9 protein-coding genes are annotated in these 13679 nt (G+C 71.3%); 5 read left to right on the top strand and 4 right to left on the bottom strand.

Features of this window, described 5'->3' with window-relative positions:
• Window positions 1–487: 487 nt before the first annotated feature.
• Both typA and ACJ9NR_RS25600 read right to left on the bottom strand, forming a co-directional pair.
• Complete coding sequence (gene typA / locus ACJ9NR_RS25605; RefSeq protein ID WP_412493269.1) at window positions 488–2395, bottom strand: translational GTPase TypA; 1908 nt, start codon at window positions 2393–2395, stop codon at window positions 488–490.
• A 139-nt stretch (window positions 2396–2534) separates the two neighbouring features.
• Window positions 2535–4733: an ABC transporter family substrate-binding protein gene (locus ACJ9NR_RS25600; RefSeq protein ID WP_412493268.1), complete on the bottom strand. Its 2199-nt coding sequence runs from the start codon at window positions 4731–4733 to the stop codon at window positions 2535–2537.
• Between the two features lie 336 nt (window positions 4734–5069).
• On the opposite strand from ACJ9NR_RS25600, the gene ACJ9NR_RS25595 reads away from it, so the two are divergent.
• The 4 genes from ACJ9NR_RS25595 to ACJ9NR_RS25580 are packed head-to-tail and all read left to right on the top strand — an operon-like array spanning window position 5070 to window position 8928.
• Window positions 5070–5360, top strand: a complete 291-nt coding sequence (locus ACJ9NR_RS25595) for an Rv0250c family protein (RefSeq protein WP_412493267.1) — start codon at window positions 5070–5072, stop codon at window positions 5358–5360.
• Between the two features lie 19 nt (window positions 5361–5379).
• A complete protein-coding gene (sdhC, locus tag ACJ9NR_RS25590; RefSeq protein ID WP_412493266.1) occupies window positions 5380–6201 on the top strand; it encodes a succinate dehydrogenase subunit SdhC in 822 nt (273 codons plus the stop codon).
• 16 nt (window positions 6202–6217) lie between these two features.
• Window positions 6218–8161 carry a fumarate reductase/succinate dehydrogenase flavoprotein subunit gene (locus tag ACJ9NR_RS25585; RefSeq protein WP_412493265.1) on the top strand — a complete coding sequence of 648 codons (1944 nt, stop codon included), beginning with the start codon at window positions 6218–6220 and terminating at the stop codon, window positions 8159–8161.
• Window positions 8158–8928, top strand: a complete 771-nt coding sequence (locus tag ACJ9NR_RS25580; protein ID WP_412493264.1) for a succinate dehydrogenase/fumarate reductase iron-sulfur subunit — start codon at window positions 8158–8160, stop codon at window positions 8926–8928. Before ACJ9NR_RS25585 ends, ACJ9NR_RS25580 begins: the two co-directional genes overlap by 4 nt.
• Before the next feature lie 18 nt (window positions 8929–8946).
• On the opposite strand, the gene ACJ9NR_RS25575 is transcribed toward ACJ9NR_RS25580, so the two are convergent.
• Window positions 8947–10185: a glycoside hydrolase family 18 protein gene (locus ACJ9NR_RS25575; RefSeq protein WP_412493263.1), complete on the bottom strand. Its 1239-nt coding sequence runs from the start codon at window positions 10183–10185 to the stop codon at window positions 8947–8949.
• A 116-nt stretch (window positions 10186–10301) separates the two neighbouring features.
• Here ACJ9NR_RS25575 and ACJ9NR_RS25570 point away from each other — a divergent pair, with 116 nt between their 5' ends.
• A complete protein-coding gene (locus ACJ9NR_RS25570) occupies window positions 10302–10706 on the top strand; it encodes a hypothetical protein (RefSeq protein ID WP_412493262.1) in 405 nt (134 codons plus the stop codon).
• Between the two features lie 136 nt (window positions 10707–10842).
• Here ACJ9NR_RS25570 and ACJ9NR_RS25565 read toward each other — a convergent pair whose 3' ends face one another.
• The gene (locus ACJ9NR_RS25565) at window positions 10843–13548 is read right to left on the bottom strand and encodes a SpoIIE family protein phosphatase (protein WP_412512737.1); all 2706 of its coding nucleotides are present in this window, start codon (window positions 13546–13548) and stop codon (window positions 10843–10845) included.
• Window positions 13549–13679: the final 131 nt, after the last annotated feature.

Here is a 13679-nt window from a genome sequence, read left to right as displayed (position 1 = left end):
GGCCGGCCGGGCCCTCAGAGTGAACCGCCGTATCCGCAAGGGCAGTTACCCGCAACGGACGGTATGGCCCACCTGGTGTTCGAGACACCGCGCATGGGGCTCCTCCTCATGACTCCACGTGTTCACCGACAGGCGGGGGTACGTTTCTGCCCTCCGACACCCCTGACGGAGGGTCAGGCACCCCACGGTGCTCGTGAGTCAGGCGCTGTCCCCACAGCGCTGGACCCATTGACCCGAGCTACGCGGCTAACTATCTGCCATGAGCCAGGGGCCGACCACCGTCTGTAAATCTCAATTCAGTCACAGCTGGCGCGTAGAACTTCCAAAACATGGACAAAGTGTTCGGAGGAGAAGGCCGCGAAACGGACGTGTTACATGGCTATCGGGCGCATAGGTCCGGAATCCGGACGACGGCAGCCGGAAAACCGGTTGCAAAAAGCCCGGCCGCCCCCACACTTGGGGCGACCGGGCTCGAACCCGCCTGATGTCAGCCGTGCTTGGCCCGGCTCGCCGCGCGGGCGCGCTCGCGGGCGTCCAGGTTCACCTTGCGGATACGGACCGCCTCCGGGGTCACCTCGACGCACTCGTCGTCGCGGCAGAACTCCAGGGACTGCTCCAGCGACAGCTTGCGCGGCGGCACGATCGACTCGGTCACGTCGGCCGTCGAGGACCGCATGTTGGTGAGCTTCTTCTCCTTGGTGATGTTGACGTCCATGTCGTCGGAGCGGGAGTTCTCACCAACGATCATGCCCTCGTACACCTCGGTGCCCGGCTCCACGAACAGCACGCCGCGCTCCTGGAGGTTCGTCATCGCGAACGCCGTGACCGCACCGGCCCGGTCGGCGACCAGCGAGCCGTTGTTGCGGGTCGTCAGCGTGCCGAACCAGGGCTCGTGACCCTCGTGGATGGAGTGGCCGATGCCGGTGCCCCGGGTCTGCGTCAGGAACTCGGTCCTGAAGCCGATGAGACCGCGCGAGGGCACCACGAACTCCATGCGGACCCAGCCCGAGCCGTGGTTGGACATGTTGTCCATGCGGCCCTTGCGGACGCCCATGAGCTGGGTGACGGCACCCATGTGCTCCTCGGGCACGTCGATCGTCATGCGCTCGACCGGCTCGTAGACCTTGCCGTCGACGTCCTTGGTGACGACCTGGGGCTTGCCGACGGTGAGCTCGTAGCCCTCCCGGCGCATGGTCTCGACCAGGATGGCCAGCGCCAGCTCACCGCGGCCCTGGACCTCCCAGGCGTCGGGGCGCTCGGTGTCGAGCACCCGCAGCGAGACGTTGCCGACGAGCTCGCGGTCGAGGCGGTCCTTGACCTGGCGGGCGGTGACCTTGCGGTCCTTGACGGCCGTCTTGGCGTCGGCGCCCTTGCCGGAGCCGCCGCGGCCGACCATCGGCGAGGTGTTGGTGCCGATGACCATGGAGATGGCGGGCTCGTCGACCGTGATCAGCGGCAGCGGGATCGGGTTCTCGGTGTCGGCCAGGGTCTCGCCGATCATGATGTCCGGGATACCGGCGACGGCGCAGATGTCGCCCGGGCCGGCCTTCTCGGCGGGCTTGCGGGTGAGCGCCTCGGTCATCATCAGCTCGGAGATGCGGACGTTGGCGACGCTGCCGTCGCGCTTGATCCAGGCGACCGTCTGGCCCTTGCGCAGCTCGCCCTGCTCGACCCGGAGCAGCGCGATACGGCCGAGGAAGTTGTCCGCGTCGAGGTTGGTGACGTGGGCCTGGAGCGGCGCGCCCTCGTCGTAGGTCGGGGCCGGGATGTGCTCCAGGATCGTGGAGAAGAACGGCTCCAGGCTGGTGGAGTCGGCCGGGACCGTGCCGTTGTCCGGCTTGGTCAGCGAGGCGATGCCGTCACGGCCGCAGGCATAGACGATCGGGAACTCGATCTGCTCCTCGTCCGCGTCGAGGTCGAGGAAGAGGTCGTAGGTCTCGTTGACGACCTCGTCGATCCGGGAGTCGGGGCGGTCCGTCTTGTTGATGCACAGGATGACGGGCAGCCGCTGCTGGAGGGCCTTGCGCAGCACGAAGCGGGTCTGCGGCAGCGGGCCCTCGGAGGCGTCGACGAGCAGGACGACGCCGTCGACCATCGACAGACCGCGCTCGACCTCGCCGCCGAAGTCGGCGTGGCCGGGGGTGTCGATGATGTTGATGGTGATGGGGTCCCCGCCGTCCTTGGGGTGGTACTTCACCGCCGTGTTCTTGGCGAGGATCGTGATGCCCTTCTCACGCTCCAGGTCGTTCGAGTCCATCATGCGGTCGTCGACCGAGTCGAGCTGGTGGGCGGCGAAGGCTCCGGCCTGCTTCAGCATGCCGTCGACGATGGTCGTCTTGCCGTGGTCGACGTGGGCGACGATGGCGACGTTGCGGATGTCGTGGCGCGTGGCCATATGAAGGCGTACTCCTGGAGTGTGCGGAAGGCCGTTCGCGTACGTCCGTGTGACGCGGGCCCTGCCGGGCTGGACACGCCACGGCCTTACCCCATGGTACGTGGCCCCGGCCGGGGTGGCTTTCGCAGGGCCGCGGGGCTCACCTGCCGGACGGGCCGGGCGCGGGCTTCGCCCCCTTCTTCAGGAAGCCCATGTCCTCGTAGACCGGCGTCTGGAAGCCGAACGAACCGGCGTTCACCAGGTTCTTCCTCGCGGCCGTCAGCTGCGGGCGCTGGTAGAGCGGGACGGAGCCGGCGGCGGCCCAGATGTGGGCGTCGGCCTTGCGGAGCAGGGAGCGGCGCTTGCCTCCGTCCAGGGTGGCCACCGCCTGCTCGAAGAGCTGGTCGATCCGGTCGGTGCCGACCCGGGTGTAGTTCTGCTGGACGTCCAGGGACCCGTCGGCGGCCGGGACCGGCTTGGCGTAGACGGGCCGGGCGTCGGTGGCGGGGAAGGCGGAGGCCGGCCAGGAGTACAGCGCCAGGTCGAACTGCCCGGAGGCGATGTGGTCCTTGAAGTAGCTTGCGTCGGAGACCTTGGTGATTCGCGTGGTGATGCCGACCCGCTGCAGCATGCGGCTGATCCGGTCGGCCACGGTGCGCAGCACCTGGGAGCCGGTCCCGGAGGGGAGCACGAAGCGCAGGGTGAGCTGCTTGCCGTTCTTGGCCAGCGGACGGGCCGCGACGCCCGCCGGGGCGGCGGTGCCCTTGGGGGCGTAGGCGCCGGGGGCCCCGCCCTGCCGCCCGGCGTACCGCCCGCCGTCGGTGAGGTGCTTGCCGGGCACCTCGCCGCCCTTGCCGTTCTCCTGCTTCCGCGCGTGGTCCCGGGGGTCCTTCCCGTCGCTCTCGCGGCTGTCGCCGTTCTTGTCGTCCTCGCCGACGATGTACGTGCCGTCGTCGTCGCTCCCGGAACCGGAATCGGACGTGGACGTGGAGTCGTTTCCGTCCTCGGACTTCTTCCCCTCGGACTTCTTCCCCCCGGACTTCTTCCCCTCGGCGCCGGCGGCCTTCTCGGCCTCCCCCTCCCCCTTCTTCTCCTTCTCCGTGACCGGGCCGCCGCGCACCCATCCCGCGTCCGCGAGCAGCGCCTGCGCCTTCGCGGTGTCCTCCTCGCCGAGCGCGCCGCTGCCGTCGGCGTAGGCGGCCTGCCCGGACAGGGCGAGGTGGCTGCCGACGGGCACCGCGGGCAGTCCGAGCGGCTTGAGGACGGTCCCGGCGATCGCCGCGCGGTCCAGGGAGCGGACCACGGCCCGGCGGACGCGCTCGTCCGCGAGGGGGCCCTCGGAGCCGTTGAGGGCGAGCTGGGTGTAGGCGGGCTCCAGCGACCTGCGGACCACGAAGCCGTTCAGGGCCTTCGCGGCGGCGCGCCGGGGGCCGGGCCCCATGAGCGGGGTGCCGGTGCCGCCCGGCCGGTCCGCCAGGGCGAAGCGGTCGGCGTCGGAGGGGTCGATCTCGGCCAGGTCGAGCTTGCCGTCGGCCAGCGCCTCGGCCCGCTTGCCGAGCGGTACGGCCTTCAGGTCGATCTCGTCGAGCTTGGCGGGCCGGCCCCACCAGCGCGGGTTGCGGACCAGGGTGACCTGGTCGTTCTTGGTGTCGACCCGCTTCAGCGAGAAGGGCCCGGCGGTGACCTTGAGCTTCCGGCGCGCGCCGTCGTTGAAGGCGTCCGGCGTCCCCATGACCTCCTTGGGGTACAGCGGCGTGAACAGCGAGCGCCAGTCGGCGTACGGCTTGGCGAAGGTGACCTTGACCTGGAGGTCGTCGGCACCGCGCTCGATCTTCTCGATGCGGTCGTAGCCGGCGTTGCGGGCCGTCCAGTACGCGCTGTCCTTGCCGGACAGGGCCCGCCACTGGGCGGCGAAGTCGGCGGCGCCGATCTCGCGGCCGTCGCTCCACACGGCCTGCTGGTTGAGCTTGTAGACCACGACCTGCTTGGGTTCGGTCCTGACGACCTTGGCGGACTCCAGGTAGTCGGCGTCGCGCACCGGCCGCCCCTCGCGGTCCAGCCGGTACATCGCGGGCAGGACGGCCTGCGCGATCCTGCCGGTGGCGGCGTCGGCGTCGGACTGGAACGTGTTGAGCGTCTCCGGCACGTCGTCCACGGCCCAGCGCAGCGTGCCGCCGTCGGCGACCAGGTCGCGGGCGGCGGGGGCGACGTCCGGCCCCGCGAGCGGCTTGCCCGCCGGGTCCTCGGAGCTGCACCCGGTGAGCGCCGGCACCGCGAGCGCGCCGACGGCCAGGAAGGCGGCCGAACGCAGTGCGGCGCGGGGGCGGACAGACCTGGGTCCGACGCCGTCGTGGGACATCTCTTCCTACCTCCGAGCAGCCGCTCCGGCCGGTGACACAAGTGGGGGTCTGATCGCATTTGGGGGTATTTTGGAGCTGATCAGATCTACGGCCCCACTGAAGAGGAAAGGGTTCGCCTCTCGACGGCGACACGGCGGCGGGCGCGGGCAAGCTCACTCGTGCGGAGCAACGTGCGCCGGGGGCGCATACAGAGCGCATGCGGGCGTACACGTGGAGGCGTGCAATCCGCCAATCGCTGCACATCCCTTCCCACCGGCAGGTGTGGCGCGCAACACTCGCAGGCGCATGAACGTTGCCACCTGGGGCCGGACGGCCCGTGGAAGTGAGGTCACGTCATGTCCGTGCAAGACGACCTGACGACAATCCAACGCTGCCTGGACGAGCTTTCCCGGTCCGTGGGCCGCCTGGAGAAGCAACTGGGCAGTGGCGGCCTGGACATGCGCCGCATCCGCACCGACGCGGACCACCTGCGGGAGAGCGTGGCGCTCCTGCGGGAGGCGGCGTCGGGCCCGGCCGCGCCGCACAAGCCGGAACTCGTCACCATCCCCGACACGCCGTACGACCCCTCGCTGTGGATCGACACGGACGACGAAGGACTCGGCGCCCGCGACCGCCACGCCCCCTGAACCCGACCGGAGTCATGAGTTGGCCACTGGTACGGAACCACATCTGAACAGCGGCGGCGTACGGACCGGTACGCGCGCCGCGATCGACGCCCCGCATCTGCGCACCGACCGCTGGTGGCTGGCCCCCGCCGCCACCGCGGCGGGTCTGCTGGCCTTCATCGTGTACTCGACATGGCGGGCCTTCGCGAACGCGGACTACTACTCGGCGCCGTACGTCTCCCCGTTCTACTCGCCGTGTCTGGCGGAGAACTGCCGGAACATGCCCTCGGGCCCCAACGCCGACCTCTTCGGCAGCTGGTGGGCGATCTCCCCGGCGATCATCATCCTGATCTTCCCGCTGGGCTTCCGCCTGACCTGCTACTACTACCGCAAGGCCTACTACCGGGGCTTCTGGGCGTCCCCGCCGGCCTGCGCGGTGGCCGAGCCGCACAAGAAGTACACCGGCGAGACGCGCTTCCCGCTGATCCTGCAGAACATCCACCGGTACTTCTTCTACGCGGCGCTCCTGGTCGCCGGCGTGCTGACGTACGACACGGTGCTGTCCTTCCGCGACACGGACGAGAACTGGGGCCACATGGGCCTCGGGACGGTCATCTTCCTGATCAACATCGTGCTGATCTGGACGTACACGATCTCCTGCCACTCCTGCCGGCACATCGTCGGCGGCAAGCTCAAACACTTCTCCAAACACCCCGTGCGCTACCGGGCCTGGCAGTTCGTCGGAAAACTGAATGCCCGTCACATGCTGCTCGCCTGGGCGTCGTTGGTGAGCGTCGCGCTCGCCGACCTCTACGTCTACCTGCTCGCCTCAGGCGCTTTCGACGATCCGCGATTCTTCTAGTGAGTGGGGCCTTGTGATGTCCGTGGTCGACCGCCAGGAGTGGGACGTGGTCGTGGTCGGCGCCGGGGGCGCCGGACTGCGTGCCGCCATCGAGGCGCGGGAGCGAGGAGCACGTACGGCAGTCATCTGCAAATCCCTGTTCGGCAAGGCGCACACGGTGATGGCCGAGGGCGGCATCGCGGCGGCCATGGCCAACGCCAACGAGCACGACAACTGGCAGGTCCACTTCCGCGACACCATGCGCGGCGGCAAGTTCCTCAACCAGTGGCGGATGGCCGAGCTGCACGCCCAGGAGGCCCCGCAGCGGGTGTGGGAACTGGAGACCTGGGGCGCGCTCTTCGACCGTACGAAGGACGGCCGGATCTCCCAGCGCAACTTCGGCGGCCACGAGTACCCGCGCCTGGCGCACGTCGGCGACCGCACCGGCCTGGAGCTGATCCGCACCCTCCAGCAGAAGATCGTCTCGCTCCAGCAGCAGGACAGGAAGGAGACCGGTGACTACGAGTCCCGCCTGAAGGTCTTCCAGGAGTGCACGGTCACCCGGATCCTCAAGGACGGCTCGCGGGTCTCCGGCGTCTTCGCCTACGAGCGCGAGAGCGGCCGTTTCATGGTGCTGGAGGCTCCGGCCGTCGTCATCGCGACCGGCGGCATCGGCAAGTCCTTCAAGGTGACGTCGAACTCCTGGGAGTACACCGGCGACGGGCACGCGCTCGCGCTGCTCGCCGGGGCGCCGCTGCTGAACATGGAGTTCGTTCAGTTCCACCCGACGGGCATGGTCTGGCCGCCGTCGGTGAAGGGCATCCTCGTCACGGAGTCGGTGCGCGGCGACGGAGGGGTGCTGCGCAACTCCGAGGACAAGCGGTTCATGTTCGACTACGTCCCCGACGTCTTCAAGGAGAAGTACGCGGAGTCGGAGGAGGAGGCGGACCGCTGGTACGAGGACCCGGACAACAACCGGCGCCCTCCCGAGCTGCTCCCCCGCGACGAGGTCGCCCGGGCGATCAACTCCGAGGTGAAGGCGGGCCGCGGCTCGCCGCACGGCGGGGTGTTCCTCGACGTGTCGACACGGATGCCCGCCGAGATCATCAGGCGCCGGCTGCCCTCGATGTACCACCAGTTCAAGGAGCTGGCGGACGTCGACATCACGGCCGAGTCCATGGAGGTCGGGCCGACCTGCCACTACGTGATGGGCGGCATCGCGGTCGAGTCCGACTCGGCGGCGGCGCGCGGGGTGCCGGGGCTGTTCGCGGCGGGCGAGGCCGCGGGCGGCATGCACGGCTCGAACCGGCTGGGCGGCAACTCCCTCTCCGACCTGCTGGTGTTCGGGCGCCGGGCGGGCTGGCACGCGGCGGAGTACGCGACGTCACTCACGGGCGGGCGCCCGCCGGTGGACGACGTCCAGCTCGACACGGCCGCCGCGGAGGCCCTGCGGCCCTTCTCCGCGGAGGGTCCGGCGCCCGGTGAGGACGACGGGCGCCCCCCGGAGAACCCCTACACCCTCCACCAGGAGCTGCAGCAGACCATGAACGACCTCGTGGGCATCATCCGCCGCGAGGGCGAGATGGAGCAGGCGCTCGAGAAGCTGGCGGATCTGCGGGTACGGGCCCGCCGGGCCGGTGTCGAGGGCCACCGCCAGTTCAACCCGGGCTGGCACCTCGCACTGGACCTGCGGAACATGCTGCTGGTCAGCGAGTGCGTGGCGCGGGCCGCGCTGGAGCGCACCGAGTCGCGCGGCGGCCACACCCGCGAGGACCACCCGACGATGGAACGCAAGTGGCGCAACATCAACCTGCTGTGCCGGCTGACCGACCCCACGGGCGGGCTGGCCGCCACGGACCCCGTCCGCGGCCAGATCACCCTGACCCGGGAGACCACCGAACCCGTCCGCGCCGACCTGCTCGCTCTCTTCGACAAGGAGGAGCTGGTCAAGTACCTCGCCGAAGAGGAGCTGTACGAGTGAGCAGCTACGAGGCCCGCTTCAAGGTGTGGCGGGGCGATCCGCAGGGCGGCGGCCTGGAGGACTTCAAGGTCGAAGTCAACGACGGCGAGGTGGTGCTGGACATCATCCACCGCCTGCAGGCCACCCAGGCCCCCGACCTCGCCGTGCGCTGGAACTGCAAGGCCGGCAAGTGCGGTTCGTGCTCGGCGGAGATCAACGGACGGCCGCGGCTGATGTGCATGACGCGCATGTCGGTGTTCACGCGGGAGGAGACCGTCACGGTCACCCCGCTGCGCGCCTTCCCGGTGATCCGCGACCTCGTCACCGACGTCGGCTTCAACTACGCCAAGGCGCGCGAGGTCCCGGCCTTCGTGCCGCCGGACGGACTCGCACCCGGCGAGTACCGGATGATGCAGGAGGACGTGGACCGCCCGCAGGAGTTCCGCAAGTGCATCGAGTGCTTCCTGTGCCAGGACGTCTGCCACGTCGTGCGCGACCACGAGGAGAACAAGCCGGCCTACGCAGGCCCGCGCTTCCTCATGCGCGTCGCCGAGCTCGACATGCACCCGCTGGACGCGGCCTCCGACACCGGTCTCGACCGCAAGAAGGCCGCCCAGGACGAGCACGGCCTCGGCTACTGCAACATCACCAAGTGCTGCACGGAAGTCTGCCCCGAGGGCATCAAGATCACGGACAATGCCCTGATCCCCCTGAAGGAACGGGCGGTCGACCGCAAGTACGACCCGCTGGTGTGGCTGGGCTCGAAGATCAGGAGGCGGCAGACCTGACGCGGTCCGGACGCGTCCTCAGCGCACCCAGCCCTCCCGGTACGCCCTCCAGTCCCCTTCCGTGGCCGCGAAGTCGACGTACAGGGCGACGCCGAAGTGCGCGCGGTGGGCGTCCGTGCGGGACAGGCCGAGGCGGACACCCCGGACGGCGGCGGGGACCGTCTCGGCGTGCGCCCAGTGGCCGAAGCGGTTCTCGTGGAAGAAGGGCAGGCCCATGAGGAGGTCGGTCGACTCCGGGGTGACCTCCAGGGCGAGCGAGGTCTGCTGGGCGACGTAGCCGCCGTACAGGCTCCGCAGCGGCTGCATGGTGTCGTACGACATCACGGCGATCTGGTCGACGCGGCGCGCCACCTGGCCGAAGTACGCCTGCGACCACCACTTGGGGTGGCCGGTGAGCGTGCCCCAGATCGAGTGGAAGGCGGGGAGCGGATCGATCTGGTGGGCCGCGACGGACAGCCGGACCCCGGCGGCCGCGGTGACCTCGTGCAGGGCGTCGAGAAGTGCCAGGTAGTGCCGGTCACCGGAGTGCAGCGGTTCGAGGTCGAAGTGGACGCCGTCGAAACCGGCGGCGAGGACCTGGCGGGCGGAGGTGACCACGGCGGCCCGCGTCGCGGCCCGCTCCAGACGCATGCCGTCGGGGCTCTCGCTCGCGAGTACGTCCCCCAGCCAGGCCTGGACCCGGACGCCCGGGGCCGCGCGGTGGACCGCGCCGACGAACCAACGGGCCCTGGAATAGTCCGACGTCGGCAAGGTGCCGTCGTGTTCCAGCGGGCCGGTGTGCACGTACAGGTCGCGGATGCCGGTGTCCTTCAGACGGTGTGCGAGGGCCGTGACGTCCGCGTCGGTCCTGCGCCCGTCGACCCAGGCGTGACCGAGCCAGATCGCGTCGCGGTTCCTGGTGTACGTGCCGGCCGCCGGGTCGCCGTTGTAGTTCAGGCGCAGTGCCGTCTCCGCGGCGAGGACGGGGAGGAGCAGCACGAGGACCACGGCGAGCACGGCACGCCTCAGCCGGCGGCGCCGCCCCGCCCCGCGCACGCCCTCGGGGCCGGGGGGTCCGCCGTCCGTCCCCGCCGCGTCCGCCGTCCCGGCTGTCTCCGCTTCGGCGACGGGCCGTCCAGGCGCCTCTGCCGTCCCGGCTCTGTCCCCCTCCGCGGCCGAGCGCCCCGCCGCCTCCGCCGTCCCCGACGTGTCCCCCTCCACGGCCGAGCGCTGCCCCGCCGTTCTCGCCGTGTCCGTCGTGTCCGTCGTCCGCTTCATTTCCGCCGGCCCTCCGCCGTCCGCTTCCGCGCTCGTCCGTCCCCCCGTGCGGCCCCTGCCCCACCGGGGGCGTATCCCGGTCGCGCGCCCGCATTCCTGCTCATACGCTCCGGAATGTGACGTCATCCTTGTTCCGGGGCCGGCCGCGGCGGGCCGTGTCCCACATATCCGTGCGGGTCGCGCACGCTCTGGTGGGTGGGCTCGCCGGGGCGGTGTGGCTGGTGCTGCCGTGGATGACGATCAACGACGACGTGCCGGTTCCGGCCACCCGCGCGGCCGCGTCCGCACCGAGCTCCCCCGCGGCGCGGCAGGACGAGACGTCGGCCGCCGACCTGGTGCTGCCACTGGTGGCGGTGGCCGTGGCGGGCGTGTTCGCGGGATACGGGTACGTGCGCCGCACGCGGCGGGCCCGGACGCGTACGACGCCGGGTGGCACCGTCGGCGGCGGTCCCGACGGCGGCCCGCCCGCGAGCTTCGGCGGGCCGGGCACCCGCGCCCGCCGGAGGGAGCCGTCCGGCTGAACTCGGCCGCACGTGCCGCGGTGGGCCGGCTGCCGCCCGCGCGGCGGCCGCCGTGCCCGGACCGGAGTGCGTGCCCGTCGCGTCGGTTCCGGGCGGTCCGTCAGAGCCGTCAGAGCCGTCAGAGCCGTCAGAGCCGTCAGAACAGACTCAGCAGGGCCTCCGCCGGATCGGTCAGCCCCGTCTCCCCGTCCGGCAGCGGCAGTTCGAACCACACCGTCTTGCCGCGCGGCGTACGGCGGGAGCCCCAGGCCGCGCTGAGGAGGCCGACGAGCTGGAGGCCGCGGCCGCCCTCGTCGGTGTCGCGGGCGCGGCGGCGGCGTGGCTGGACGAGGCCGGAGTCCCAGACCTCGCAGACCAGGGTGCGGTCGAGGAGGAGCCGGAGTCTTATCTCGCCCTCTCCGTAGCGCAGGGCGTTGGTGACCAGTTCGCTGACCAGCAACTCCGTGGTGTCGACCAGGGGTTCGAGGTCCCACGACAGCAGCTGGCCGCGGGCGTACTCGCGGGCCCGGCCCACGCTGCGCGGCTCGCGCGGCAGCGTCCAGTCGCCCACCGAGTCGGTGGGCAGCCCCTGGACGCGGGCCATCAGCAGCGCGATGTCGTCCTCGCCGTGGTGGGTGTCGAGGGTGTTGAGGACGTGGTCGCAGACGTCCTCGAGGGGCCGGGTCGGGTCCGTGAGCGCTCCTACGAAGGCCTGCAGGCCCTCGTCCAGGGGGTGATCGCGGCTTTCGACCAGTCCATCCGTGTAGAGCGCGAGCAGGGCGCCTTCGGGCAGTTCGACCTCCACCTCCTCGAAGGGCTCACCGCCGACGCCGAGCGGCATCCCCGGCGGCACGTCCAGCATCAGCGCGTCCTCACCGGGTTCGACCAGTACGGGCGGCAGATGGCCCGCGTTGGCGAAGGTGCAGCGGCGGGTGACGGAGTCGTACACGGCGTAGACACAGGTCGCGAGGTACACCTCGGACAGGTCCGCCTCCCGGGGGCGGCGGGCGGCCCGGGTCGCCTGCTGGACGCCCCCGGGGGCGCCGAGCCCGCGGGCGATCTCGTCCAGCGCGCTCAGCACCTCGGCCGGTTCGAGGTCGAGGAGGGCGAGCGTGCGCACCGCGGAGCGGAGTTCGCCCATCGCCACCGCGGCCCGCAGCCCGCGGCCCATGACGTCCCCGACCACCAGTGCCGTACGGTGTCCGGGCAGTTCGATCACGTCGAACCAGTCGCCGCCGACCTCGCTGGGGCGGTCCGCGGAGGAGGCGCCCGGCAGATACCGGCAGGCGATGTCCAGGCCGGAGGCCACCGGATCGCCCGGCGGGAGCAGTGAGCGCTGCAGGATCAGCGCGCGTTCGTGCTCGCGCCGGTACAGGCGCGCGTTGTCGATGCAGACCGCCGCGCGCGCCGCGAGTTCCACGGCCAGGTCCCGGTCCCGGTCCCCGAACGGCTCGCTGCCCTTGGTCCGGGCGAACTGGGCGAGCCCCACGACGGTGTCGTGGGCGACCATCGGCACGGCCAGCGTGGACTGGACGAGGCCGCCCTCCTCGGCGGGCACGGCCTGGGGCCGCGCGGTGCGCAGGGCGTCCGCGCAGGGGGAGTTGAAGGGGTAGTGGTGGACGGCGCCCACGGCGACGGGCGCGCCCCCGCCAACGAACGGCGCGTCGGAGACCGCGCTGGCGAAGGCGACCCGGCGCAGTTCCGCGCTGCCGTCGGCGAGCCCGGGCGGGGTCTCGTCGCCCGCGAGCAGGCCCTGGTAGAGGTCGACCGTGGCGAGGTCGCAGAAGCCGGGGACGACGACGTCGAGGAGTTCGCGGGCCGTCTTCTCCAGGTCGAGGGAGTTGCCGATGCGGGCGCCGGCCTCGTTCAGAAGGGCGAGATTGCGCCGCGCGGCGGCCGCCTCGCGGGCGGCCGCGCGACGGGAGGTGATGTCGGTTCCGAGCCACGCGACACCGATGGGACGGCCGGAACCGCTGTGCACGCGGTAGAGGTTGACGGACCAGTGACGGCGGTCGTCCGAGCCCGGTACGAAGCCCGTGACGTGCATGTCCGTGATCGAGTCGCCGGTCTCCAGGACCCGGCGCAGGGTCGCCGAGACCCGCTCGGCCTCCGGGCTGCGCAGATAGTCGTGGACACCGCGGCCGCGGTGGTCGTCGGGTGTGCCGCCGAAGGTGCTGGCGAACTGCTGGTTGGCGCGGCGGATCCGCAGATCGGGGTCGATCAGCAGGAATCCGAACGGTGATTGACCGAAAATCGACTGCGAGGCGGCGAGGTCGGTCTCGATGCGGCGCAGCGTGCGGACGTCGACCACGATGCAGACGGCGGCCTTCTCACCGTCCTCGGTCCGCGTCGGCATGACGTAGACCTCGGCCAGGGCTTCGCGACCGCCTCCGTCCTCGGCCGTCCCGGGCGTACGGAACGGCACGACGCCGGTCCACTCCCGGCCGTCGAGGATCTCGGCCATCTTGCGCTGGCCCCGTTCGTGGAGGCCGGGGTCGACGAACGCCTCGATGGGGTCCATGCCGACCGCGCGCTCGGCCGCGATCCCGAAGAGCTGCTCGGCGCGCAGGCTCCACTGGTCGACGAGCCCGTCGGGGCCGATGGAGAAGGACGCGACCTTGATGTAGTCGTACATGGAACCGGGCGGGCTGCTCTGCCAGATGGCGTCACCGGCGGGCACGTCGTCGCCGAGGCCGGTGTCCCTGCCGTGCGAGCGGGGTGCCGGGAACTCCTCGCGGGCGGGCAGGTCCGCCCCGCCCGTCGTCCCGCCCGGCGCGCCGGCCGCGGCGTCGCCCGCGGCCTCCGCCCTGGCGCCGTCCGACGGGTCCTCGGATTCCGTGGCCTTCGCTGGTATCTCGCTCACGCGAACCGTCCCCTCCAGCTCACCGCGTCCGGCATCGGTCACCGGGGGCGGCTGCCCGCAGTATCCAGCACTACGGCGCCGCACAACACGGTGTTCACGATCACAGCATGGTCCCGACGGTTTTCGGTCCC

It is taken from the genome of Streptomyces sediminimaris (assembly GCF_047049295.1).
Taxonomy (GTDB): domain Bacteria; phylum Actinomycetota; class Actinomycetes; order Streptomycetales; family Streptomycetaceae; genus Streptomyces; species Streptomyces sediminimaris.
Note: the sequence above shows the minus strand (reverse complement) of the source record. Positions and strands in the feature narration are given on the sequence as shown.

Excerpts from the sequence above, each read along its gene's own strand:
- typA (WP_412493269.1), bottom strand. The coding sequence starts at position 2,395 with ATGGCCACGCGCCACGACATCCGCAACGTCGCCATCGTCGCCCACGTC.
- ACJ9NR_RS25575 (WP_412493263.1), bottom strand. The coding sequence starts at position 10,185 with ATGAAGCGGACGACGGACACGACGGACACGGCGAGAACGGCGGGGCAG.
- ACJ9NR_RS25585 (WP_412493265.1), top strand. The coding sequence starts at position 6,218 with ATGTCCGTGGTCGACCGCCAGGAGTGGGACGTGGTCGTGGTCGGCGCC.
- ACJ9NR_RS25595 (WP_412493267.1), top strand. The coding sequence starts at position 5,070 with ATGTCCGTGCAAGACGACCTGACGACAATCCAACGCTGCCTGGACGAG.
- ACJ9NR_RS25600 (WP_412493268.1), bottom strand. The coding sequence starts at position 4,733 with ATGTCCCACGACGGCGTCGGACCCAGGTCTGTCCGCCCCCGCGCCGCA.